At 62.0% G+C, this 24,428-nt stretch carries 21 protein-coding genes; 12 read left to right on the top strand and 9 right to left on the bottom strand.

The features are described 5' to 3' along the window. Position 1: 1 nt before the first annotated feature. On the bottom strand, positions 2 to 1,369 hold the full coding sequence (locus NMA58_RS04995) for an aspartate aminotransferase family protein (RefSeq protein ID WP_434712590.1): 1,368 nt from the start codon (positions 1,367 to 1,369) through the stop codon (positions 2 to 4). Between the two features lie 83 nt (positions 1,370 to 1,452). Between NMA58_RS04995 and NMA58_RS04990 the strand changes: the two genes are divergently transcribed. Beyond that, entirely contained in the window at positions 1,453 to 2,802 is a 1,350-nt protein-coding gene (locus NMA58_RS04990; RefSeq protein WP_434713509.1) for a glutamine synthetase family protein, read from the top strand. Positions 2,803 to 2,811: 9 nt separating this feature from the next. On the opposite strand, the gene NMA58_RS04985 is transcribed toward NMA58_RS04990, so the two are convergent. Then, positions 2,812 to 3,756: a diacylglycerol/lipid kinase family protein gene (locus NMA58_RS04985; protein WP_434712589.1), complete on the bottom strand. Its 945-nt coding sequence runs from the start codon at positions 3,754 to 3,756 to the stop codon at positions 2,812 to 2,814. A gap of 291 nt (positions 3,757 to 4,047) precedes the next feature. Between NMA58_RS04985 and NMA58_RS04980 the strand changes: the two genes are divergently transcribed. After that, positions 4,048 to 5,277 carry an MFS transporter gene (locus tag NMA58_RS04980; protein WP_434712587.1) on the top strand — a complete coding sequence of 410 codons (1,230 nt, stop codon included), beginning with the start codon at positions 4,048 to 4,050 and terminating at the stop codon, positions 5,275 to 5,277. Here NMA58_RS04980 and NMA58_RS04975 read toward each other — a convergent pair. Continuing rightward, on the bottom strand, positions 5,233 to 5,640 hold the full coding sequence (locus NMA58_RS04975; protein WP_434712586.1) for a winged helix-turn-helix transcriptional regulator: 408 nt from the start codon (positions 5,638 to 5,640) through the stop codon (positions 5,233 to 5,235). The genes NMA58_RS04980 and NMA58_RS04975 overlap by 45 nt on opposite strands. Before the next feature lie 102 nt (positions 5,641 to 5,742). Here NMA58_RS04975 and NMA58_RS04970 point away from each other — a divergent pair, with 102 nt between their 5' ends. Then, a complete protein-coding gene (locus NMA58_RS04970; protein ID WP_434712585.1) occupies positions 5,743 to 6,756 on the top strand; it encodes a zinc-binding alcohol dehydrogenase family protein in 1,014 nt (337 codons plus the stop codon). Positions 6,757 to 7,070: 314 nt separating this feature from the next. Next, positions 7,071 to 8,444, top strand: a complete 1,374-nt coding sequence (gene mgtE, locus NMA58_RS04965) for a magnesium transporter (protein WP_434712584.1) — start codon at positions 7,071 to 7,073, stop codon at positions 8,442 to 8,444. Positions 8,445 to 8,680: 236 nt separating this feature from the next. Here mgtE and NMA58_RS04960 read toward each other — a convergent pair whose 3' ends face one another. After that, a complete protein-coding gene (locus tag NMA58_RS04960) occupies positions 8,681 to 9,154 on the bottom strand; it encodes an Lrp/AsnC family transcriptional regulator (protein ID WP_003587651.1) in 474 nt (157 codons plus the stop codon). 145 nt (positions 9,155 to 9,299) lie between these two features. On the opposite strand from NMA58_RS04960, the gene NMA58_RS04955 reads away from it, so the two are divergent. Beyond that, on the top strand, positions 9,300 to 10,202 hold the full coding sequence (locus NMA58_RS04955) for a DMT family transporter (RefSeq protein WP_434712583.1): 903 nt from the start codon (positions 9,300 to 9,302) through the stop codon (positions 10,200 to 10,202). 75 nt (positions 10,203 to 10,277) lie between these two features. Here the strand turns inward: NMA58_RS04955 and NMA58_RS04950 are convergent, their stop codons facing one another. Together NMA58_RS04950 and NMA58_RS04945 are read right to left on the bottom strand one after the other, a co-directional pair. Next, on the bottom strand, positions 10,278 to 10,883 hold the full coding sequence (locus tag NMA58_RS04950) for a L,D-transpeptidase (RefSeq protein ID WP_434712582.1): 606 nt from the start codon (positions 10,881 to 10,883) through the stop codon (positions 10,278 to 10,280). Positions 10,884 to 11,018: 135 nt separating this feature from the next. Beyond that, positions 11,019 to 12,683 carry an electron transfer flavoprotein-ubiquinone oxidoreductase gene (locus tag NMA58_RS04945; RefSeq protein ID WP_434712581.1) on the bottom strand — a complete coding sequence of 555 codons (1,665 nt, stop codon included), beginning with the start codon at positions 12,681 to 12,683 and terminating at the stop codon, positions 11,019 to 11,021. Positions 12,684 to 12,927: 244 nt separating this feature from the next. On the opposite strand from NMA58_RS04945, the gene NMA58_RS04940 reads away from it, so the two are divergent. Beyond that, positions 12,928 to 13,716 carry an SDR family oxidoreductase gene (locus NMA58_RS04940; protein ID WP_434712580.1) on the top strand — a complete coding sequence of 263 codons (789 nt, stop codon included), beginning with the start codon at positions 12,928 to 12,930 and terminating at the stop codon, positions 13,714 to 13,716. Between the two features lie 6 nt (positions 13,717 to 13,722). Here the strand turns inward: NMA58_RS04940 and NMA58_RS04935 are convergent, their stop codons facing one another. Then, complete coding sequence (locus NMA58_RS04935) at positions 13,723 to 14,604, bottom strand: phosphotransferase family protein (RefSeq protein WP_434712579.1); 882 nt, start codon at positions 14,602 to 14,604, stop codon at positions 13,723 to 13,725. A 273-nt stretch (positions 14,605 to 14,877) separates the two neighbouring features. On the opposite strand from NMA58_RS04935, the gene NMA58_RS04930 reads away from it, so the two are divergent. From NMA58_RS04930 to NMA58_RS04905, 6 genes are all read left to right on the top strand, one after another. After that, positions 14,878 to 16,203 (top strand): efflux RND transporter periplasmic adaptor subunit, encoded by a 1,326-nt coding sequence (locus tag NMA58_RS04930; protein WP_434712578.1) that lies wholly within the window; start codon positions 14,878 to 14,880, stop codon positions 16,201 to 16,203. Beyond that, positions 16,200 to 19,319 carry an efflux RND transporter permease subunit gene (locus NMA58_RS04925; RefSeq protein ID WP_434712576.1) on the top strand — a complete coding sequence of 1,040 codons (3,120 nt, stop codon included), beginning with the start codon at positions 16,200 to 16,202 and terminating at the stop codon, positions 19,317 to 19,319. The genes NMA58_RS04930 and NMA58_RS04925 overlap by 4 nt, the downstream gene beginning before the upstream one ends. 208 nt (positions 19,320 to 19,527) lie before the next feature. Next, positions 19,528 to 20,820: an Hsp70 family protein gene (locus NMA58_RS04920; RefSeq protein ID WP_434712575.1), complete on the top strand. Its 1,293-nt coding sequence runs from the start codon at positions 19,528 to 19,530 to the stop codon at positions 20,818 to 20,820. Positions 20,821 to 20,888: 68 nt separating this feature from the next. Next, entirely contained in the window at positions 20,889 to 21,782 is an 894-nt protein-coding gene (locus NMA58_RS04915; protein ID WP_434712573.1) for a uracil-DNA glycosylase family protein, read from the top strand. 131 nt (positions 21,783 to 21,913) lie between these two features. Then, positions 21,914 to 22,105, top strand: coding sequence for a hypothetical protein (locus tag NMA58_RS04910; protein ID WP_097599809.1), 192 nt, complete (start codon positions 21,914 to 21,916; stop codon positions 22,103 to 22,105). A gap of 101 nt (positions 22,106 to 22,206) precedes the next feature. Further along, positions 22,207 to 22,365 (top strand): hypothetical protein, encoded by a 159-nt coding sequence (locus NMA58_RS04905; RefSeq protein ID WP_183703801.1) that lies wholly within the window; start codon positions 22,207 to 22,209, stop codon positions 22,363 to 22,365. Here NMA58_RS04905 and NMA58_RS04900 read toward each other — a convergent pair whose 3' ends face one another. Together NMA58_RS04900 and NMA58_RS04895 are read right to left on the bottom strand one after the other, a co-directional pair. After that, positions 22,366 to 23,238 (bottom strand): hypothetical protein, encoded by an 873-nt coding sequence (locus tag NMA58_RS04900; protein WP_434712572.1) that lies wholly within the window; start codon positions 23,236 to 23,238, stop codon positions 22,366 to 22,368. Between the two features lie 229 nt (positions 23,239 to 23,467). Beyond that, on the bottom strand, positions 23,468 to 24,406 hold the full coding sequence (locus NMA58_RS04895; protein ID WP_097599811.1) for a DMT family transporter: 939 nt from the start codon (positions 24,404 to 24,406) through the stop codon (positions 23,468 to 23,470). Positions 24,407 to 24,428: the final 22 nt, after the last annotated feature.

The raw sequence follows: 24,428 nt of genomic DNA, 5'->3' as shown, positions 1-24,428 counted from the left end.
TTCATGATTTCAGCTCCTTCCAGGCCGCATCCAATGCCAGCCTGGTGATTCTCGCCATCTGGTCCACCTCAGCGTGGCTGATGACGAGTGGTGGCGAGGCGAGCATGCGGTCGCCGGTGGCGCGCAGCACCAGGCCGTTCGCCAATGCGTGATTGCGGACGAGCGCGCCGACCTGATCGGGCTTTTCGTAACGGGTGCGCGCGCTCTTGTCGGCAGTAAGCTGCAGGCCGCCCATGAGGCCAATGCTGACCGCCTCGCCGACAAGATCGTGTTCGGCCAGTGCTGCCCAGGCCTTGCCGAAGTAGGGACCGATATCGTCGCGCACGCGCTCGACCAGTTTTTCCTCCTCGATGATGCGCAGGTTTTCGAGTGCGGCGGCGGCGCAGACCGGATGGCCGGAATAGGTGAAGCCGTGATTGAAATCGCCGACCTCGTTGATCAGCACATCGGCGATGCGGCCGCTGACGAGCACGCCGCCGATCGGCAGATAGCCGGAGGAAAGCCCCTTGGCGATCGGCGCGAGATCGGGTTCGACGCCGAAATGCTGATGGCCGAACCAGGCGCCCAGGCGGCCGAAACCGCAGATCACCTCGTCGGTTACCAGCAGGATATTGCGCGTCTTGCAGATGCGGTCGATCTCAGGCCAGTAAGTGTCGGGCGGAATGATGACGCCGGCAGCCCCCTGCACCGGTTCGGCGACGAAGGCCGCGACATTTTCCTCGCCGAGTTCGTCGATCTTGGCTTCGAGCTCGCGGGCGACTTTCAGGCCGAATTCGGCGGGTGAGAGATCGCCGCCCTCGCCGTACCAATAGGGCTGCCCGATATGGACAATGCCTGATATCGGCAGATCGCCTTGCTCATGCATGTACTTCATGCCGCCGAGGCTGGCGCCGGCGACGGTCGAGCCGTGATAGCCGTTCCTCCTCGCGATCACGATCTTCTTCGACGGCTTGCCGACGGCGCTCCAATAGACGCGAGCCATGCGGAACCAGGTGTCGTTCGCTTCCGAACCGGAGCCGGTGAAGAAAATATGGTTGAACCGTTCGCCCGCATGCGACGTCACCTTCTGCGCCAGCAGCGCCGTCGGCGTGGAGGTCGTGCCGAAGAAGGTGTTGTAATAGGGCAGCTCGTTCATCTGCCTTGCAACCGCTTCGGCGATCTCTCGGCGGCCGTAGCCGATGTTGACGCACCAAAGGCCGGCGAAGCCGTCGAGATATTTTCTGCCGTGACTATCGAAGATGTAGACGCCCTCGCCGCGCTGAATGATCCGCGTTCCCTCGGCGTTCAGCTTCTTCATGTCGGCGAAGGGGTGCAGATGGTGCGCGGCGTCGATCGCAGCAAGGTTGGAGGGCGGGTAAGTATCGGGCATCACTGGCAAAAGATCCTCGCGGATTGAAAGGCTGCTGTCGATGGGATAGGAGCTTGGCCTTGTCCCGGAGGATTTTCAAGGTCATGGTGAGCGACAGGATGGACGGCAAGGCCGATGGAGACCCACGTTTCGATATCCTGATCGTCGGCATGAATGGCGAGCTGCGCGGCAAACAGCTTCCGACCGGCAGCGAAGGCAAGGTCTGGGCCGGCGAGATCCGCCTGCCGACATCGACACAGTCGCTCGACATCTGGGGCGACGACAATGACGACATCACCGGCCTGTCGCTGACCATCGGCGATCCCGACGGGATGGTCGTTCCAGACCGACGCAGCCTCGCGCCAATGCCCTGGGCGCCGGAGGGCTCGATGCAGGTCCTCGCCACCATGTGCGAATTCGACGGCACCCCGAGCTTCATGGATCCGCGCGCGATCCTCGCCTCGGTGGTCGAACGCTACAGGCTGCGCGGGCTGACGCCCGTCATCGCCACCGAGCTGGAATTCTATGTGATGTCCGCAGACTGGCGCGAGACCGGACGGCCTTCCCCGCCCGAAAGCCTCACCTATCGCGGCGAGCCGAATGGTTTCCAGCTCTACGACATGAGCGCCGTCGACGCGCTCGACAGCTATCTGCGGACGCTGAGGGCCTATGCCAAGGCGCAGGGGCTGCCAGCGGACGCGACGACAGCGGAATTCGGACCCGGCCAGTTCGAGGTCAATCTCATGCACCGACCCAGTGCGCTGGCGGCAGCCGACGACTGCCTTTATTTGAAGCGCATCGCCGAACAGGCGGCGCGCCGCCACGGGCTGAAATCGACCTGCATGGCCAAGCCCTATTCCGACCATGCCGGTTCCGGCCTGCATGTGCATGTAAGCGTCACCGACGAACAGGGCCGCAACATTCTCGACGCCAAAGGCGGCGAGCCGAAGCTGCTGAAATCGGTCACGGCAGGTATGCTCGACAGCATGCGCGAGGCGCAGCTGATCTTCGCCCCCCTCGCCAATTCCTACCGGCGCTTTCAGCCGGGCTCCTTCGCGCCCGTCGATCTGAGCTGGGGCAACGGCCATCGCGGCACGGCAATCCGCATACCCGAAAAGGACGGGCCGGCCGCACGCATCGAGCATCGCGTCGCCGGCGCCGATGCCAATCCTTATCTGCTGCTGGCGGCGATCCTCGGCGGCATGCTCACCGGTCTCGACCGCGAGCTCGATCCCGGCGAGGAGACGACGCCCGCGCACACGCCCGCAGATACGACGCGACTGACGCATGATTTCCTGAGCGCGGTCGAGACCTTCCGCACCTCGCCCTTCATCGCCGATATCTTCGGCAGCCGCTATCAGGCGCTCTATGGGGACACCAAGCGCAAGGAAGCGCTGGCGCATCTTCGCACGGTCTCCGATTTCGACTATCGCACCTACCTACCGCGTCTCTGAATCCTTCCGTTACGCCGCGGGTTCGCGGCGTTCGTCCGCATCGATCTGAGCCGCCAGACCCTGCTTGACGAGAACCTTCAGTTCGCCCGGATGCAGACGGATCAAGACGTCGCGTTCGAGCGGCAGCAGCTCCCCGTCCATCACGCAATTGGCCTTGGAGCGCAGCTTCGGGAAATGCAGGCGCACCTCGGCCGGGTGCATTACCATGACGTCCGCGTTCTCGCGGACCTTACCGCGCATCATATCGAAGGCAAGGCGGACGACACCGAGCGGTTTCAGCGGATTTGCCGTATAGAAGCCGAGTTCGCCGCTTCTCAGATTATCGGCATAAAGCAGTGCATTTTCGCCAAACGGGTTGTTGGAGACCGAGACTGCCGAAACCCGGCGACGCTCGCGCATGCCGGCCGCTTCGAACTCAACCTCGAATTCGGGCGGATTGAAGATAACGCCGAGGGCCGCCTTCGTGCTTGCCCTGATCTTGCCCAGCCGCGAGCGATAGCTGTAGGAATTGCGATAGCGCACCATGCGGGCATGCAAGCCGGCGGAAAACTGATGAATGAAGGGGCGGCCGTTGGCGCTGGCAATATCGACATTGTCGATCTCGCCTGATGCAAGCACGTCGAGAGCCTGCCAGATATCGAGCGGCACGCGCAGCGAACGGGCAAAGAGGTTCATGGTGCCGGCCGGTACGACGCCTAGTGCGATACCGTTCTTCCAGGCGATCGATGCCGCCGCCGAAATCGTCCCGTCGCCGCCTCCGGCGACGATGCCGTCGATATCGTCGCGCTTGGCCGCACGTTCCATGGCCGGAATGATTTCATTTCCGGAGAAAACGATCGCGTCGAAATCGTGCCCCGCATCGCGGAACGCTGCTTCCGCCCTCTTCTCGTAGGCCAGCATATCGGTGGTCTTGAAGGTACCGCCGTCGCGATTGAAAAAGCCTACAAGCTTCATGAGGGCTCCCGTCCCTGGCGCGGAAATGGTCCTGCCTTGCTCCTCAAATGGTTGCGGCACTGACGATTTCAAGCGCCGCCCTGGCGCGGCAGAAATGACAGAAATGCAAATGTTGCAACGGACATATGCACATAGCAGGACGCTGCACTGCGAAAAATGCACTCGACGCCTGCCGGCATATTACGGATAGATCAGATATCGCCATCTTCCTTCCCGCCATTTGTCCCGATCGCCTCGTGGCCGCACTTGGCCAGTGGCCTGCCGAGCAGAAACCGTCCAGAGAGAGCTCCCATGAGTGAGATCGCCATCAACGATTCCATCGGTACCCAGCCTGCTGACGAGCTGCCGTCGGCAACGACCGTGGCTTTGGTTCAACTGGCGCTCGCTTGCGGCGGCTTCGGCATCGGCACCGGCGAATTCGCAATCATGGGGCTGCTGCCCAATGTGGCCGATACCTTCTCGGTGACGACGCCGCAGGCGGGATACGTCATCAGCGCCTATGCGCTCGGCGTCGTCGTCGGCGCGCCCGTCATCGCCGTGCTCGCCGCGAAGATGGCGCGCCGCACATTACTTTTGTCGCTGATGCTGGTCTTTGCCCTCGGCAATATCTCGAGCGCCGTGGCGCCGACCTTTGAGACCTTCACCGTCCTGCGCTTCATCACCGGCCTGCCGCATGGCGCCTATTTCGGCGTCGCCGCACTTGTGGCCGCCTCAATGGTGCCGATTCATCGGCGGGCACGCGCTGTCGGACGCGTCATGCTCGGACTGACTGTCGCAACGCTCCTCGGCACGCCGCTGACGACGCTTTTCGGCCAATCGCTGGACTGGCAGGTTGCGTTCCTGTCGGTCGGCGTCGTCGGCCTGCTGACAGTGGCCTTGATCTGGGTCTATGTTCCGAAGGACAGGGTCTCCGAAGAAGCGAGTTTCTCACGTGAACTCGGCGCCTTCCGCCGACCCCAGGTCTGGCTGACGCTCGGCATCGCCGCTGTCGGTTATGGCGGCATGTTCGCTATGTTCAGCTATATCGCCTCGACGACGACCGAGGTGGCGATGTTGTCGGAAACGGCCGTTCCGATCATGCTGGTGCTCTTCGGCGTCGGCATGAATGCCGGCAATTTCATCGGCTCGTGGCTCGCCGACAAGTCGCTGCTCGGCACGATCGGCGGCTCGCTCGTCTATAATATCGTCGTGCTGACCACCTTCTCGCTGACCGCCGCCAATCCCTATATGCTTGGCCTCTCGGTCTTCCTCGTCGGCTGCGGTTTTGCCGCCGGCCCGGCGCTGCAGACGCGGCTGATGGATGTCGCCGCCGACGCACAGACGCTGGCCGCAGCTTCCAACCATTCCGCCTTCAACATCGCCAATGCGATCGGCGCGTGGCTCGGCGGCCTCGTCATCGCCTGGGGCTACGGCTTTGCGGCCACGGGCTACGTCGGCGCAGCACTCTCCTTCCTCGGCCTCTTCGTCTTCGCCGCCTCAGCCCGCCTGGAGAGGCGCAGCCGGCGCGTGCAGCCCGCCTGAGGACATGCGCAACTCACGTCCTTCCGGGCTGCAGAAGACATAATCGTCGCCCCAGGCGGCAAGCGCATCGACGACCGGCTTCAGCGTCATGCCTAGCGGCGTCATCGCATAATCAACACGCGGCGGCACCACCGGGAAGACGGTACGCGACACCAGACCGGACCCTTCGAGTTCGCGCAACTGCTTCGTCAGCATCCGCTGGGTCACGGCCGGTAGCTTGCGGCGCAGTTCATTGAAGCGCAGCGGGCCCTTCATGAGGTGAAAGAGGATCACACCCTTCCATTTGCCGTCGACGTAGCTCAGCGTCGCCTCTACAGGGCAACCGGGAAAATTCCTGACGAGTTTGGCGCGCGGCAATGACATTTACAGTATCCTTTTTGGTACTACGTACAGAATTTGTGCATTCTTGCGTCGCTCGAACATAGTGCGCATCTAGCTTCCGTGCAAAGAACACAGGAGTTTCCCATGCGCGCCGTCGCTTATAAAACCCCACAGCCCATTACCGCCGAGACCTCGCTGATCGATGTCGACTTGCCGATGCCGGAAGCTCGCGGCCACGATCTGCTCGTCGAGATCAAGGCGGTCTCCGTCAATCCCGTCGATGTGAAGGTGCGCGCCCATTCCGCGCCACCTGCCGACGAACTGAAGGTGCTCGGTTGGGATGCCGCCGGTGTCGTCAAGGCCATCGGTGCTGACGTCACGCTGTTCAGGCCGGGCGACGAGGTGTTCTACTCCGGCGTCATCAGCCGTCCGGGCAGCAATGCCGAATTCCACCTCGTCGACGAGCGCATTGTCGGCAAAAAACCGAGGAGCCTCGATTTCGCGGCCGCAGCCGCCCTGCCGCTGACCTCGATCACCGCTTATGAGACGTTGTTCGACCGGCTGAAGGTGCAGGACCCCATTGCGGGCCCGGCACGCGCCATCCTGATCATCGGCGGCGCAGGCGGGGTCGGCTCGATCGCCATCCAGATCGCCCGTTCTCTCACCGACCTCACCGTGATCGCAACGGCATCGCGGCCGGAAACGCAGGACTGGGTGAAGGCGCTCGGCGCACATCACGTCGTCGATCACTCCAGGCCAATCGCGCCTCAGGTGGCAGCGCTTGGTATCGGCGCGCCGGGATTCGTTTTCTCGACAACCAATACCGACAGTCACGTCGGCGACGTCGTGGAAGCCATCGCGCCGCAGGGCCGCTTCGCACTGATCGACGATCCCAAGACACTCGACATCGTGCCCTTCAAACGCAAGGCCATCTCCATTCATTGGGAGCTGATGTTCACCCGCCCGCTTTATGGCACGCCTGACATGATCGAGCAGCACAAGCTGCTGAACAAGATTTCCGAACTGGTCGACGCCGGACAGATCCGCACGACGCTCACCGAGACCGTCGGTCCGATCAATGCGGCAAATCTGAAGAAGGCACATGCGATGGTGGAAAGCGGCCGTATGAAGGGCAAGGCAGTGCTTGCAGGCTTCTGATTCGCACTTGCACGAAGGATTTTTAAGCCGTCAGCCGCAAGTCATTACCACACGCCGGAATGCCGCACCGCACAGGTGCGACATTCTGGCGTTAAGCATTTATCCTGCTTGACTTTTTCGGCGTTCGGAGCCACCTAGCATGACACGTGGATGACATTCATCTTCCGCGCATTTCAACGGAGCCATCACTCAGATGCCAAGCGACAGTAACAGTCGATTGCCTTTGCCGTACGCGGCCGCCCTCGTGCGCTGACCGACTCCTGTCGGCTCGCCCGATCGGACGCTACGGCGGATCGACGGAAAGGCGAGCCTCAATGAATATCAACCGCTTCCCTCTGCGGGCAGGCCATGCCGCCCGCGCCTTCATCAACAATAGCCGCGGCGCAACGATCGCCGAACGCGTCGACGCCATGAATGCGCTCAGCGTCCAGGATGCCGGGCGGGTGCTGTCGGGCATGCCGCTCGACTATGCTGTCAATATGCTCGACCGGCCGGAGCTTCGCAACGCCGCCCAGATTCTCGCGCTGATCAGCGCCGAGGACGCCGCACGGCTGATGCACGGCATGTCCAACGACCGCGTCGCCGACGTGCTGCTCGAACTCGATGGCGAGACCCGGGCCCGGCTGTTCTCCAGCCTCGACGAGCCGGTGCGCGTCGCCATCCAGCACCTGATGGGCTATCCGCCGCGCACGGCGGGCGGCATCATGACGACGGAATTCGTCAGTGTCCCCAACAGCTGGACCGTTGCCCAGACGCTCGACCATGTACGCCAGGTCGAACGCTCACGCGAGACGGTTTACGCTATCTACGTGCTCGATGAGTTGAGCCATGCGCTGCAGCATGTGGTAACGCTGCGCCGCCTCATCACCGGCGAGCCGGATGCATCCATCCTCTCCGTGGCTCAGAAGGGCGCGCCGGTTTCGGCCGATCCGCTGATGAAGCAGGAGGACGTCGCCCGGCTGATCCGCAAACACGACCTGCTTGCACTGCCGGTCACCGACGAGCACGGGCAGGTGCTTGGCATCGTCACCGTCGACGACGTGATCGACACGATGATATCGGACACGACGGAAGCCGCCCAGAAGTTCGGCGGCATGGAGGCGCTCGGCCAGCCCTATATGAAGATCGGCTTCGCCGGCATGATCCGCAAGCGCGCCGGCTGGCTCGCCGCCCTCTTCCTCGGCGAGATGCTGACAGCAAGCGCCATGCAGCATTTCGAAGGCGAGCTCGAAAAAGCCGTGGTGCTGACGCTGTTCATCCCGCTGATCATGAGCTCGGGCGGCAATTCGGGTTCCCAGGCCACTTCGCTGATCATAAGGGCGCTGGCGCTCGGCGAATTGAAGCTTTCGGACTGGTGGAAGGTGCTGTTGCGCGAACTGCCGACCGGCATCGTGCTCGGCGCGATCCTCGGCCTCGTCGGCTTCGTCCGCATCGTCTTCTGGCAATCGGCGGGGCTCTACAATTACGGTCCGCACTGGCCGATGGTCGCCGTCACGGTGTTTGCCGCGCTGATCGGAATCGTCACCTTCGGCTCGATCTGCGGTTCGATGCTGCCATTCATGCTGCAGAAACTCCGACTCGATCCGGCCAGCGCCTCTGCGCCCTTTGTCGCCACGCTGGTCGACGTCACCGGCCTCGTCATCTACTTCTCGGTTGCGCTGCTCATCCTCAGCGGGACGCTGCTGTAGCGCGCCCGAACGGCAGGACCGAGGGGGCAGAATGGCGCCCCTCACCCTAGCCCTCTCCCCGTTTTACGGGGAGAGGGGACGTGCCTTGCGAGAGGTCGGTGGGAACGGAGAGGTTGCGGCATATCCCCTTCGCCCCGTTTACGGGGAGAAGGTGGCGGCAGCCGGATGAGGGGCCGGCATCAGCAATCTCCCGGGCCGAAGATGACCCCGAATAACCGCCGCCAAGCCCAACGAAACTATTTCCCCTCGGGCAGCTTCAACGGTCCGTGTGTCTTGATGCTGCGAATGGCGAAGTTGGAGCGTATGTCGCTGACATTCGGCAGGGTCAGCAGCGTCTCCGTCAGCAGCCGTTCATAGGCGGCGAGATCCTCCACCACCACTTCCGCTAGGAAGTCGGCCGTACCTGAGATCAGAAAGCAGGAGACGATCTCGGGAATGGCGAGCAACGCCTTCTGCTGCGCCTCGGAATTTTCGCGGCTGTGATGCACCACCTTGAATTCGACGAAAACCGTCAGGCCGAGACCGACCTCCTTGCGGTCGATATCGGCGGTGTAGCCGCGGATGATACCGGAGCGTTCGAGATTGCGGATGCGGCGCAAGCAGGGCGACGGTGAGAGGTTCACCTTCTCGGCGATCTCGACATTGGTGGCGCGCGCATCCTCCTGCAGGCATTTCAGGATGGCAATATCGAATTTATCGAGATTTGGCATTTTCGAGAGATCCATCGGCATCATTTGGCAGAAGATTGCGTATAGCACGATTTTCAAGCCACAGATAGCAAGGACATGCCCCAGCCTCCGGCGCTAATCTCTTTCTCAACCGGACAAGATTCGGACGGAGCAAAGGATTAGGACGATGAGCACGATCGCATTTTCGAACGACACGTCACCATCGCAGAGCCTCGGTTATGCCGCCGGCACCATCACCGTGCTGATCTGGGCGACCTGGTTTCTGGCGACCCGCCACAGCGCGGCGACGTCACTCGGCTCCGTCGATATCGGCCTCATCCGCTTCGGCATTCCGGCGCTCGCGCTTTCGCCCGTCTGGCTTCGCATCGGTCTGCTGCCGAAAGGCGTGCCGCTCTATCTGCTGGCGATCATGGTCGCGGGCTGCGGCGCGATCTTCTTTCTGGTCACGACGCTTGCCATCCACTCCACACCGGCCGCCGCCTCCGGCATCCTGCTCGGCGGCTCCATGCCGCTTGCAACCGCATTGATCGGCATTCTGTTGTTTCGGGAGCGGCCGGATGCCACACGCATTGCCGGGCTGGCGGCAATCGTCGGCGGCGTGATGATCCTGCTCGTCCGCAGCCTTGCCGATGCCTCCCTGCCCTGGACGAGCTTCGTCCTGCTGCCGGCCGGCGCCGTGCTCTGGGCAAGCTACACCCATGCCTTCCGCCGCTCGGGTCTGACGGCCATTCAGGCCAGCGCGCTGATTGCAGCCTGGTCCTTCCTGATCATGGCCGTGCTCGCACTCGTCTTCGGTATCTCGCTGCAGCAGGCCCCGCTTGCCGAGATCGGACTGCAGGCGTTGAGCCAGGGCATTCTGTCAGGCCTCGTCGCCATGGTCGCCTATGGCACGGCGGTCCGCATTCTCGGCGGAACGCAGGCCGCCGCCTTTACGGCATTGACGCCTGTTCTTGCGACTGTCGGCGGCGGTCTCCTCCTTGGTGAAACGATTGGTCTTGCCGAAATCAGTGCAGCAGTGATCACCGGCATCGGCGTCGCGCTTTCAACCGGTATCGCTGCACGACGCTGACCATCAGCCACAATCGACAATATCAAGCCGCCGGCAGCCATCGCTGCCGCGGCTTTTCAGTGTGTTCTCGATCGTTCAGGCCTGGATGACAACGACCCGGGCACCAACCGCGACGCGGCCATAGAGATCGATGACATCGTGATTCATCATGCGGATACAGCCGCTCGACATAGCGAGGCCGATCGATTCCGGCTGATTGGTGCCGTGAATGCGGAAATGCGTGTCATTGCCGCCGCGATAGAGATACATCGCCCGTGCGCCGAGCGGGTTGTTCGGGCCACCGCCGGCGAGCCTGCGATAGCGTTCCTCGCGACGCTGCATGTTTTCCGTCGGCGTCCAGCTCGGCCACTCGGCCTTGCGGCCGATATAGGCGTTGCCGGCAAAGGCCAGCCCCTCGCGGCCGACACCGACGCCATATCGCATCGCCCTGTCGTCACCCAGGACGTAGTAGGCGCGACGCGCCGGCGTGTCGACGACGATCGTGCCCGGCGCATGTGTGGTTTCATAGGCGACTTCCTGGCGGCGAAGTTCCGGCTTGATCTTATCGATCGGCACCTGCCTCAGCGGAAACTTTTCATCCGGAAGTGCTGCATAATTCGTCTGGCTATTGAGGCCGGTCGAGGAGCAGCCGGCGACAAAAAGCGGCAGAGCGATCAGAAAACCCCGGCGGGAGATCGTCATGAATGTGTCCTTAGTGCGTCAACAACATGTCGCAAGCTAAGGAATTTATGGTTAACGAACGGCTAACGGCAGCCGGCGAAAGGCGATCACGAAGACGTCAGCGGTCGAAATCACCGCCGATGTCGGCGATGCACCTCACATATTCGGATAGACCGGCCCCTCGCCGCCCTGCGGCGGCACCCAGTTGATGTTCTGGTTCGGGTCCTTGATGTCGCAGGTCTTGCAATGCACGCAGTTCTGGGCGTTGATGACGAAGGTCTTGTCGCCATCCTTCTCCACCCATTCGTAGACGCCGGCCGGACAGTAGCGTGTCGACGGCCCGGCATAGATGCCGAGCTCGGAGCTCTTCTGCAACGCCATATCCTTGACCTGCAGATGCACCGGCTGGTCTTCCTCGTGATTGGTGTTCGACAGGAACACTGAGGACAGGCGGTCGAAGGTCAGAACGCCATCCGGTTTCGGATAGGCGATCGGTTTGTGGTTGGCGGCCGGCTCCAGGCTCTGCGCATCGGTCTTGCCGTGACCAAGGGTGCCGAAGAAGGAGAAGCCGAACAGCGTGTTCACCCACATGTCGAGGCCGCCGAGCGCGACGCCGACGGCCGTGCCGAACTTCGACCACAGAGGCTTGACGTTGCGCACCAGCTTCAGGTCGCGGCCAATGTCTGTGGCGCGCCATTCATTCTCGATCTCGACCACTTCGTCATGGCTGCGGCCTGATACAATCGCCGCGGCTATCTTCTCGGCCGCCAGCATGCCCGACAGCACCGCATTGTGGCTGCCCTTGATGCGCGGCACGTTGACGAGACCGGCCGAACAGCCGATCAGCGCGCCGCCGGGGAAGGAAAGCTTCGGCACCGACTGATAGCCGCCCTCGGTGATCGCACGCGCCCCATAAGACAGCCGCTTGCCGCCCTCGAAGGTGGATCGGATCGCCGGATGGGTCTTGAAGCGCTGGAACTCCTCGAAGGGATAGAGATAGGGGTTCTTGTAGTTCAGGTGGACGACGAAGCCGACGGCCACCAGATTGTCTTCGAGATGATAGAGGAAGGAGCCGCCGCCGGTTTTCATGCCAAGCGGCCAGCCGAAGGAGTGCTGCACCAGACCGGGCTTGTGATTCTCCGGCTTGACCTGCCAGAGCTCCTTGATGCCGATGCCGAATTTCTGCGGCTCGCGGTCCTTCTGCAGGTCGAACTTGGCGATCAGCTGCTTGGCGAGCGAACCACGCACGCCTTCGCCGATCAGCGTATATTTGCCGCGCAGCTCCATGCCGCGGGTGTAGTTGGGACCAGGCTCGCCATTCTTCTCGATGCCCATGTCGCCGGTGGCAACGCCGATCACCGCGCCTTTGTCATCGTACAGCACTTCGACGGCGGCAAAGCCCGGATAGATCTCGACGCCGAGTTCTTCCGCTTTGCCAGCCAGCCAGCGACAGACATTGCCGAGAGAGACGATGTAGTTGCCGTGATTGTTCATCAAGGGTGGCATCAGCACATTCGGCAGACGGATCGAACCGGCGGGGCCGAGGACCAGGAAGTGATCGGCGGTCACCTCGGTCTTGAAGGGATGGTCGGCATCGTCACGCCAGCCGGGCAGCAACCTGTCGATGCCAATGGGATCGACGACGGCGCCGGAGAGGATATGGGCGCCGACCTCGGCCCCCTTCTCCAGCACCACGACGGACAGTTCCGGATTGACCTGCTTCAGCCGGATCGCCGCCGCCAGACCGGCAGGACCGGCGCCGACGATCACAACGTCGAATTCCATGCTCTCGCGTTCGGGCAGCTCAGTCGTCTCGGTCATTCACTCTTCTCCGCTTGGCCAGTGGCCATCATCCCATGGCCACTGTCTTGTCAAAACCGCGCAGCATTGTCGAGCCGGGATGCGACAGCCAATCCTCAATTCGCACAAAGACATTTCAGCCGATGCGAGACTTACAATAACGCTTACGTTAACATCAATTGTGAAACCCGCGAGATCACGGCCCTCCCTTTCCTTTTTTGTCACCCGCGCCTTATACATCCCTCGAAGACATTTGGAGGAAATCATGGATCTCGGTATCAAGGGCAAACGAGCGCTCGTTCTTGCCTCCTCGCGCGGGCTTGGCCTCGGCATTGCCACAGCACTCGCGCGCGAAGGCGCAAACGTGCTGCTGTGCGGACGCAGCGGCGAACAGCTGGAGGCCAATTGCGCGGCGATCAACAGCGAAGGCAATGGCCGGGCCGACTGGATCTGGGCCGATCTTGGCGATGAGCGCTTCGTCGAGACGGCAACGACGGCAGTGAAGGAGAAGTTCGGCGGCATCGACATCCTCGTCAACAATACCGGCGGGCCAACGCCCGGCACGACGGAGGAGATGACGGCCGAAAAGCTCGAAACCTATTTCCTCTCCATGGTCGCCCGGGTGATCACGCTCACCAATGCGCTGCTGCCAGATATGAAGGCGCAAGGCTGGGGCCGCATCCTGACGGTCGCCTCATCAGGCGTGATCGAACCGATCGCCAACCTGGCGCTGTCGAACACGCTGCGCCCGGCGCTTGCCGGCTGGAGCAAGACGCTTGCCTCCGAAGTGGCGAGCTTCGGCATCACCACCAACCTGCTTCTGCCGGGCAGCATCCTGACCAGGCGGCTCGACGACCTCGACGGCGCCGCGGCAAAGCGGACGGGCAAAAGCCTCGAGGAAATCCGCGCCGACAAGGAGGCGCGCATTCCTGTCGGCCGCTACGGCAGGGTCGAGGAATTTGCCGCAACGGCCGCCTTCCTGTGCAGCCAGCCGGCAAGCTACATTACCGGCTCGCTGATACGCTGCGACGGGGGCTCCGCACGGTCCGTCTAGAGCCGCTCAGGCCGCACGGGCTGCCGCGGCGGCCCAGGTCGCCGCGCTCCGGATCATTTGTACGACATTGGCTGGATCGTCGGCAAGTTCGGCGAGTTCGGAAAGCCGATGGAAACCCGTCAGGATCGTGATGCGCCGCCGGTCGAGCCTCCGTCCGGTCAGCATTTCATAGCCAGAGACGATGCGCGCGGTCAGATCGGGCGAGATGAAGTTCGAATAGATGAACTCCTGGTGCAACGGACCGAAACCTGAATCGGCGAAATCGTAAATGCCGTTGAGCTTACCGTGCCCGTGATCGAATGCCATATTCCAGCCGTGGCCATCGAAGAAACCAAAGACGCTGCCGAAGGGATCCGGCGGCAAGGCTTCGAAATCCGAAACAGCGCTCTCCGCAAAGCCCTTGATATCAGCCGGCAGCAGCGGCAAAGCCTTCGTCCGAACCGCCTCCGGCGATTGCCATGGCTGGATCGCTCCGGCGCCGGCCGCCCGTAGAAGATCGGCATCGAGCGCGTGCAGCTCGGCGTAAAATCGCGCGAGGTCATCCGCGAGCCGCTGACGGTCGCCCTCCCGAAGCGCATCGTAGTCTTCGGCAATAAGGTGTTCACCCTCGAGCTTGGCGTGGCTGGAGAAGATCGGCGGCCCGTCGTGAATGCGCATGTCGGGAACCGCCATCGACAGCGACGGTCGGACGACATCGAGCAAAGCGGCTTCTTTCACAAGCGCTCTTTCGGCGCCTATATGGCGGGGAAACTTGAAGATCAGCGTGTCGTCGACGTCGATCGCGATCGAATCCCAGTCCTTTGCCGCCAGCTTGAAGACGGAGCCGGTCAGTTCGGGAAATACGCTTGTGACGACAGAGCGAAATTCGCTGGCATCCAATTCAGTCATGACGAGCTGCCTTCTCTGTTTCCCCATCTTTCGCGCGTGGGGAGTGGCACCGAGCTGTTGGGAACCGCCGGATTGCAGCCTTCGAGCCCGCGCCAATTTGCACTTCACATATATTAGTATAACCTGAATATTACGGAATATTCATTACAAAAATTTAAGCCATTATAACCACTTAGTGATCGCGACACGGGAATTATGTCCTTTTTGCGCCGCAATATAAGCGGCTCAATCAAAGCATAAATTTGCACCCGTGCTCAAACCCCGGTCTCACCCATGAAGAAATTTTGGATCACCGTCAGCTTTGTCGCAATCGCCGCGGTCGGCGTTTGGCAATTCGGGAATCTCGTCCCTTATGCCGCGCACATTCCCTACCTTTCGCAGCTCATCAAGCAGCCGGCCGGCGGCAATGGCGGCAGCAGGCAGGCACAGGGCGAACAGACGCAGGCCAATCAGGCGCCGACCGACCAAGCCGGGAATGGCGGGCAACACCAGGGTGGCGGACGCAGACGTGGAGGTGGTGGCCCGACCGTCGTCAAAACAGTCGCTGCGGTGAAAACGACGCTGCCGACGGATGTCACCGCGTCCGGCTGGGCCGATGCCGACGACAATACGACCATGGCCGCACAGGAACAGGGCCTGGTCGTCAGCATCAATGCGCAGGATGGAGCCACCGTCAAAGCCGGCGACCTTATCGCCAAGCTCGACGACCGGACGGCGAAGGCGGCGGTCGACAAGGACAATGCGATGATCGTCCGGGATACGGCAACGCTTTCGGAAGCGGAGACGGCCCTGGTTCGCGCACAGGACCTGTTCGACCAGAAGGCGGGCACCCAGCAGAGCCTCGACCAGGCAAGAGCTGCCCGCGACACCGCCGCGGCCACAGTCGAGGCTGACAAGGCCACCCTGGCCTCGGATCAAATCACCCTCGAGAATACGGATATCCGGGCGCCCTTCGACGGCCGGCTCGGCGATATTGCCGTCAGCAAGGGCGCCTTCCTCAATGCCGGGTCGGCAATCGTCACCATCGCGAAATATGATCCGATCTATGTGAAATTTCACCTGCAGGAGCGCTATCTGCGCGTCCTGAAGAAAGCGCTGGCAGCTGGCCCGGTCGAGGTCAGCACAGTTCCCGCTTCCTCCAAGGGGCAGGTGCGCAAGGGCGAGGTCAGCTTCTACGACAACACGGTCGACACGGCCTCGGGCACGATCTTGGCCAAGGCGAAATTCGAGAATGCCTCCGGTGCGCTGTGGCCCGGCCAATCGGTCAATATCGTCGTGCATTTCAACAATGACGAACAGCAGGTGGTGGTGCCGACGGTTGCCGTCAGCCCCGGCCCGGACGGGTTCTTCGCCTTCGTCGCCAAGGACGGCAAATCGCATCTGACGCCGGTCACCGTCGCCCGCGCCAATGGCGGCTTCACCGCTATCGAATCGGGTCTTCAGCCGGGCGACCATGTCGTCATCGAAGGCCAGGGCCAGCTCAGCGACCAGCAGGCAATCAACGAGCAGTTCGACGACAAGACGCTTGACGTCGCGTCTGCCGAAGAGCCTCGGCAACTGCGGCAGTCTGAGACGATCGCGGTGGGAGCTCAGCAATGATCCCGAATTTCTGTATCCAGCGCCCCGTCGCAACGACGCTGCTTGCCATCGGCGTCATTCTGGCCGGTCTTGCCGGCTACCGGCTCGTGCCGGTTGCAGCCCTGCCGCAGGTTGATTTTCCGACGATCAACGTTTCGGCGCAGCTGAGCGGTGCTTCGCCGCAGACCATGGCGACCTCGGTTGCCACGCCGCTGATCAAGCAGTTCGAGACCATTCCCGGGATCAGCGAAATCAGCGCCTCGAGCTCGCTCGGCAGCACCAGCATCGTGCTGCAGTTTGATCTCAATCGCGATATCGATGCGGCTGCTGCCGATGTGCAGGCGGCGATCTCACACGCGACGCGGCAGCTGCCCGACAACCTGACGACACCACCGAGCTATCGCAAGACCAACCCGGCCGATGCGCCTGTGATGCTGCTCTCCGTGCAGAGCAACACCATGCCGCGCAGCAAGCTCGACGAGATCGCCGAGGACATCATCTCGCCATCGCTTTCGACGCTGCCCGGCGTTGCCCAGGTCAGCGTCTATGGTGCGCAGACCTATGCTGTACGAGTCGAGGTCGATCCCAACAAGCTGCTCACACGCGGCATCGGCATCGATACCGTCAACAAGGCGCTTTCTGCCGCCAACAGTCAGCAACCCGTGGGGACGCTGCAGAACAATTCACAGAGCATGACCATCACCGCGAATACGCAGCGCACCAATGCCGACCAGTTCCGCTCGCTCGTCATCGCCAATCCGAACGGCGCGCCGATCCATCTCGGCGACGTCGCCGATGTGCAGGACGGCGTCGAGAACCAATATACCGGCAGCTGGTATGACGGCCAGCGCGGCATCATCCTCGCCATCCAGCGCCAACCGGACGCCAATACGGTCGATGTCGTCGATGCAATCAACGCCAAGCTGCCGCAGTTGCACGCCGAAATTCCGTCTTCGGTCACGACCGTGGTCATGAACGACGCCGCAAAACCCATTCGCGCCGCCATCGCCGATGTGAAGTTCACACTGTTCATGACAATCGGCCTTGTCGTTCTCGTCATCTACCTTTTCACCGGTCATGCAACGGCGACGATCATTCCGGGACTTGCCGTTCCGCTCTCGCTGATTGCGACCTTCGGCATGATGTATGTGCTCGGCTACAGCATCGACAACATTTCGCTGCTCGGGCTGACACTGGCAGTGGGACTCGTGGTGGACGACGCGATTGTCATGCTCGAAAACATCCTGCGTCACGTCGAAGAAGGCATGCCGGTGCGCGAGGCGGCGATCAAAGGGGCCGGCGAAGTCAGCTACACGATCATATCCATGTCGGTTTCGCTGATTGCCGTCTTCATCCCGATCCTCTTGATGGGCGGCGTCGTAGGGCGCGTGTTCAACGAATTCGGCATGGTGGTCGCCATCGCCATCATATCGTCGGCGATCGTCTCGCTGACGGTGACGCCGATGCTCGGCTCGCGCCTTTCCAACAATCACAGCCGGCCGCCGCTCCTCATTCGCCTCTTCGATGCCGGCTTCGAGCGGACGCTCAACGGCTACGACAGGGCAGTCGGCTGGTGCCTTCGCCATCGTCTGACGATCCTCGGCGTCTTCCTGGGCTCGGTGGCATTGACGTTCTATTTCTTCATGACGCTGCCGACCAGCTTCTTCCCGCAGGAGGATATTGGCCGCCTGTCGATCAGCACGCAGGCTCGACAGGACATTTCCTATTCCGCCATGGAGGCGCTGCAGCAGCAGGCGGCTGCCGTCGTCAAGGCGAACCCGGCCGTCAACCATGTCATGTCGACGATCGGCGGCAATCCGAACAAACCGCAGAACAATGGCTCGATGTTCGTCGAACTCAAGGACAAGAAGGAGCGCCCGCCGCTTGATCAGACGTTGCGTGAGCTGCGCACCGCGATCAACAAGATCCCCGGATTGCAGGCCTTCGTGACGCCGAACCAGAGCCTGCGCTTCGGCGGCCGCCAGACCGCAAGCCAATATCAGCTGGTCATCCAGGCGCTGAGCGCCGACCAGACCAACCTCTGGGCCGGCAAGATCCAGGCGGCGATGCGTGGTGACCGCGGGCTGTTCACCGATGTGACGTCGGATGCCCAGAACAACGCCCTGCAAGCCAATATCGTCATCGATAGTGAGCGGGCGGCCGCCTATGGGATCGACAACGATACGCTGCGCACGACACTGCAGGAATCCTTCAGCGGATATACGGCGGCGGAGATCCAGTCGACCGGCGACAGCTACGACGTCATCGTCGAATACGACACCAGCAAACCCTGGGACGACCAGAAGCTGTCGGAGATTCGCGTCGCCTCGTCCAATGGCAGTCTGGTGCCGCTTTCGAACTTCGCGCACGTGCAGCGCACCACCGGCCCCGTGACGATCAACCAGACGGGCCAGCTTGTCTCGACTACCGTTTCCTTCAACCTGCCGGAAGGCGTTTCGCTCAGCGACGCGACGGCAGCGATCGACCAGATCAAGAAGGAGATCGGCCTGCCGGCCGATGTCTTCACCTCCTATGGCGGCACGGCCGAGATCTTCGAACAGTCGCAGGGCAATACGCCCTATCTGATCCTGGCGGCGGTGCTGACCATCTATGTCGTGCTCGGCGTGCTCTATGAAAGCTTCATCCATCCGCTCACCATTCTGTCCGGCTTGCCCGCGGCGGCCTTCGGTGCGCTGCTTGCCTTGAAGATCATGGGCTTCGACCTGTCGATCATTGCCCTCATCGGGCTGCTGATGCTGATCGGAATCGTCAAGAAGAACGCGATCATGATGATCGATGTGGCGGTGGAGACCATGCGCACGACCGGCGAAAAGGCGACTTCGGCGATCCACGAGGCCTGTGTGCGACGCTTCCGACCGATCATGATGACGACCTTCTGCGCCCTGCTCGGCGCGCTGCCGATCGCACTCGGCACCGGCGCCAGCTCGGAGCTGCGCCAGCCGCTCGGCATAGCCGTCGTCGGCGGCCTCGTCGTGTCGCAGTTGCTGACGCTGTTCATCACCCCTGTCATCTTCGTCGAGATGGACCGGTTCGGCCATTTCCTCGGCTGGCTGATGGGCCAGAAGAAGGTCGAGGAGCCGGTGCTGCAGGAGACAAGGGCGCTGGCCGCCGAGTAAGGCGTTCTGACGATACCGGGCCTTGCCTGTCCGCTTCTTGCCCTCCGAGCGGCGAAGAAGCGGGCGCGGCAACGGGTCTCGATCTTCAAATCCACTTGAATGTCTCACGCCCCTGTGGCATCAACCGCCCTCCTTGATCCGGGCGTCCTTACGCCTTTGCGGAGTGCTGCTCCGTCTCCAGCAACAATCGGCATGAAGAGGTGCGGGCATGGCTCAGGCGCTGGGTTTCGACTTCGGCACGACGAATACGGTTCTCGCCATGGCGGATGGCGGGACAACGGGTTCGATGACGTTCACAAGCGCGGCCGGGACGGCCGACAGCATGCGGACGGCACTCTCCTTCATGAAGGACGCCCAGCTCGGCGCCTCGGCGCTGAAAGTGGAGGCGGGCCATGCGGCGATCCGGCAATTCATCGACAATCCCGGCGAATGCCGGTTCCTGCAGTCAATCAAGACCTTTGCGGCAAGCGCACTGTTCCAGGGCACACTGATCTTCGCCAAGCGGCACAATTTCGAGGACCTGTTGGAGATCTTCGTGCGGCGCCTGCGCAACTATGCCGGCGACAGCTGGCCCTCGGATGTCAGCCGAATCGTCACCGGCCGGCCGGTTCATTTCGCCGGCGCCAGCCCCGATCCGGCGCTCGCGACCGAACGCTATAACGAAGCGCTGTCGCGCTTCGGCTTTCCCGAAATCCACTATGTCTACGAGCCGGTCGCCGCCGCCTTCTATTTCGCGCAGAACCTGAAGCAAGATGCGACGGTGCTGGTTGCCGATTTCGGCGGCGGCACGACCGACTATTCGCTGATCCGCTTCGAAAGCGTCGCCGGCAGGCTGACGGCAACGCCGATCGGCCATTCCGGCGTCGGCGTCGCCGGCGATCATTTCGACTATCGGATGATCGACAATATCGTCGCGCCGCTGATCGGGAAGGGAAGCCATTTCAAGAGCTTCGACAAGATTCTCGAAGTGCCGTCCAACTACTATTCCAGCTTCGGCCGCTGGAACCAGCTGTCGATCTTCAAGACCACGCGGGAATTCGAGGATCTGAAGAAACTGGTGCGCACCAGCCTTGAGCCGGAAAAGCTCGAAATCTTCATCGACCTCATCGATCATGACGAAGGCTATCCGCTCTACCAGGCGGTGTCGGCGACGAAGATGGCGCTCTCGGCTGCCGACGAGGCACCTTTCGAATTCGCGCCGCTTGGCCGCGGCGGACAGCGCAGCATCAAGCGCCGCGACTTCGAAAGCTGGATCGCCGAGGATCTCGCCCGCATCGAAGGCGCGCTCGACGAGGTGCTTGTCAAGACCGAGACGAAGCCTGCTGACATCGACAAGGTGTTCCTGACCGGCGGCACCTCCTTCGTGCCGGCCGTGCGCCGCATCTTCACCGAGCGCTTCGAGCGCGACCGGATCGAAAGCGGTGGCGAACTGCTGTCGATCGCCCATGGTCTGGCGCTGATCGGCGAACGCGACGACATCGCGCAATGGACTGTGCAATAAAGCGGGCAAGCGCGGCCAATGTGCCGCCCGCCCTTTCAATGCCACGATCTCTTCGCTAGATTTGCCGTATGATCTCCGCCAACGACCTTTCCCCCGCCGAGCTTGCAGCACTTCTGCATTTCCATGCGGATGCCGGTGTGGAATGGCTGCTGGAAGAAGAGGCGGTCGACCGCTTCGCCGAATTCGAGGCGATGAAGGCTGCGCGCCGTCCGGCCGCGCAGACGCAGCAGGAATCATCTCCCGCTGAGCAACGTCCGTCGCCTGGGCAGCGCCAGACATCGCCTCGTCCGAGTGCAGCAGCACGTCCGACCCCGGCCGCCGGGCCGCAGCCGGCAATCCCGGACGGCGAGGCCGTGCAGCAGGCGCGTTTCGTCGCCGAATCCGCGCGGTCGCTCAGCGAGCTGAAGACCGCAATCGAATCCTTCAACGGCTGCAATCTCAAGCACAGCGCCCGCTCGACCATCTTTGCCAGCGGCGACCCCGGCAGCGGCATCATGGTGATCGGCTCGGCGCCGAGCGCCGAAGACGATCGTGAAGGTACGCCCTTCTCGGGAAAATCCGGCCAGTTGTTCGACAAAATGCTGGCGGCGATCGGACTTAGCCGTGCCAGCGTCCTGCTGACGCAGGTCATTCCCTGGCGGCCGCCCGGCAACCGCGCGGCGTCGCCGGCCGAAATGGATATCTGCCGACCCTTCATCGAGCGGCAGATTGCGCTCGCCGAGCCGCAGGCGATCCTGCTGCTCGGCAATTTCGCGGCGCGGTTCTTCTTCGGAGAAAACGATACGATTCACGGCTTGCGTGGCCGCTGGAGGGAAATTGCCGTCGCCGAGCGCGTCATTCCCGCCATTGCCAGCCTGCATCCTCAGGATCTGTTAACCGCACCTGTCAACAAACGGTTGGCCTGGAACGACCTGCTGATCTTTCAAGCGAAGCTTAACTCGCTCTCTTTGCTTAGAAATTAGTCGAAGTGAACCATTCATAAAATGATCCATGCATATTTCGCATGGCTGCGTCGCGTTACGATGCATTGCGGAATCGATGTTGCGCTGCAATATAAAGCCGTGTCTTGGGAGGAATTACAGGAACCAAGGCCATGAACAAACGATTTCGTCCTATCCATTGCGGGTTTGAAACCCTTCGTCTCGCCGGCGACCAGATTCGTTCCACTCACGGCTATAGCCGCTTCGGTTTTGCCGCGAACGAGCAGATGGTTGCCCGCGGCACCGGCATCAACAGCCGCACGGCACGTCCGAACGCCATTTTTTCCGACTTCCAGCAATATTAAGCGGCGGGCGCTGCCGCGCCGCGCATCTTTTCGGAGGCAGAAAAGGCCTCCATTTAACGAATCGCGCAGCCGCCTGCCCGTTCATGTCAGAGCAAGCCACCATGTCGACGATCCTGCTGTCGCTTCTGCGCAATATCGAAACCTTCGAACATATCCGCGTCGCGGTCTGCGCCGCACGGGAGTATGAGCGCGAGCTGTCGGTCAGGCCTGCCGATGTCGCCTCGGATCTTGGCGCGAGTGCAGCGGCGATCGTTCTCTGATCAGACTGCCATTTCTTCGATCCGGGCTTTCGCCCATTCGAAGGCTTCGTCGACATAGGCGAACTTGACGGCCTGCCAGGCGCAATATTCATCAACAAAATCCCGCGATATCCAGAGCCGCGTCTTGCGCGGCTCGTCATGCCAGCCGACGCAGCCGCGCTGCGCCGCCTTCGCCAAGAGCCGCTGCAGGTGCGTGCGCGACATCATGAAATCGGCGGCGAGCGCGCGGGTTTCGACGCGGCCGACGACAAACCTGCCAGACGCGGTGTTCTCGATATCCATCCGGCTGATGAAGTTGTCGACGACGAGGCCGCCGGCTTCCGTCCAGAGAAATTGCGCCACCTGCTCCGGCGGCTCCCGCCAGGCGGCGTCTTCCAGGCAATGGCGTGCGATGCGCGGCTGAACAAGCTTCATCAATGCTGGATTTGCCTGGAAAAAGGCCGCCCTTTCGCCGCCGTCCAGCAGGTCGAGCGCCGCCAGATTGGCGTGAATCCAGCCAAACATTGCCTGGTGGCTGACAATGGCCGGTTCAAAATGCCGTGGGCGGCGCCGCTCGTCGCCAGGCGTGTGAGCGATGAAGCGGTAGGTGTAAAGTTCTTCGATGAAAGCGAGCACGGTGTTACGGCTCGCCACCTTGTGTGCGGTGATGCGGCCGGTCAGCCGAACGGCGGTGAAACCCGACGTCGGGTCGCGCGGATCATATTCCAGGTGGAGAGCATAGGCGGTCTGTGTCAGGAGCCAGCGCTGATGGGAGGCGAGCAGTCGCGCCAAACGTGGACCGGCGTCGAACATGCTGCGCGTCTGCCCAGCCAGAAAGCGGATGCTCATCAAAAAGGAGCAGTTCCCCGCCAATTGCTCCGCCGTGAACGCCATTATGCTTTTCTCCATCTCCGCTCGCCGGCCAGCGTTCGGAGCAGTGATATCGAAAGCCGCAAACCGGCTCATTCAGACATGCATAGCATTGAATAAATGATAGTTTTTCATGTTCAACAATCATATTCCGCAGGTCGACGCCATCCCAAGAATTCGCCATTCTTTTCGCTCACCGGAAGCAAGCCTCGCATGACGGCAATCTCGGCGTTAAATAGTGCCGGTCGGCACCTCAGGCTTGCGGCGTCGTCGCCTTGCGCGCCTCTCGCTGTTCGATGCCCAGCTGATGCTCGCGATAAATGATGAAGATACCGGCAGCAACGACGATGACGGTACCGATCAGCATTGTGACGGTCGGCACGTCGCCGAAGACGAAGTAGCCGACGATACCGCCGAGCAGGATCGACGTATATTCGAACGGCGCGATGGTGGAGACATCCGCATGGCGGTAGCTTTCCGTCAGCAGAATCTGGGCGACGCCGCCGCAAAAGCCGGCAGCGACCAGATAAAGCGCCGACGGCCATGGCAGGACGAGCCAGCCGAAAGGAAGGGAAGCCAGCGAGAAGACCGACGCGGTCAGCGAAAAATACAGCACGATCGTCGCAGTCTTCTCTTCTTCGACGAGTCGACGCACCTGGATCATCGCCATGCCGCCGAGAACGGCCGAGAGCAGCACGCAAAGCGCGCCGACGGCCTGTTCGGCTTCCATGCCGCCGTCACGAAACAGCGTCAGCTTCGGCCAGGAGACGATGGCGACGCCGACGATTCCGACGAGAACGGCGCTCCAGCGATAGATGCGCACGGTCTCACCGAGAAAAACCGCGGCGAAGATAACGGCGACGAGCGGCAAGGCGTAGCCAAGCGCGATCGCCTCCGGCAGCGGCAGATGCAGCAGGCCGTAAAAACCGAAAGCCATCGACAGGATGCCGATCGTGCCGCGCTTCAGGTGGCCGAGCGGGTTGGCGGTGTGGAAGGCTGCGCGCAGCTGGCCGATATAAGCGAGATAAGCCATGATCGGGAAGAGCGCGAAGAAGGACCGGCAGAAGGTGACCTGGCCCGGCGGGATATCCGGGCCGGCCAGCTTGATGAAGGTCTGCATGGCCAGGAAGACCACGACCGACGAGACTTTCAGCGCAATGCCTCTCATCGGGTTTCTGAGAACCGAGTGCATGATCCTGGCTCTGATGCTGACT

Source organism: Rhizobium sp. YTUHZ045 (assembly GCF_051124255.1).
Lineage (GTDB): Bacteria > Pseudomonadota > Alphaproteobacteria > Rhizobiales > Rhizobiaceae > Rhizobium.
Note: the sequence above shows the minus strand (reverse complement) of the source record. Positions and strands in the feature narration are given on the sequence as shown.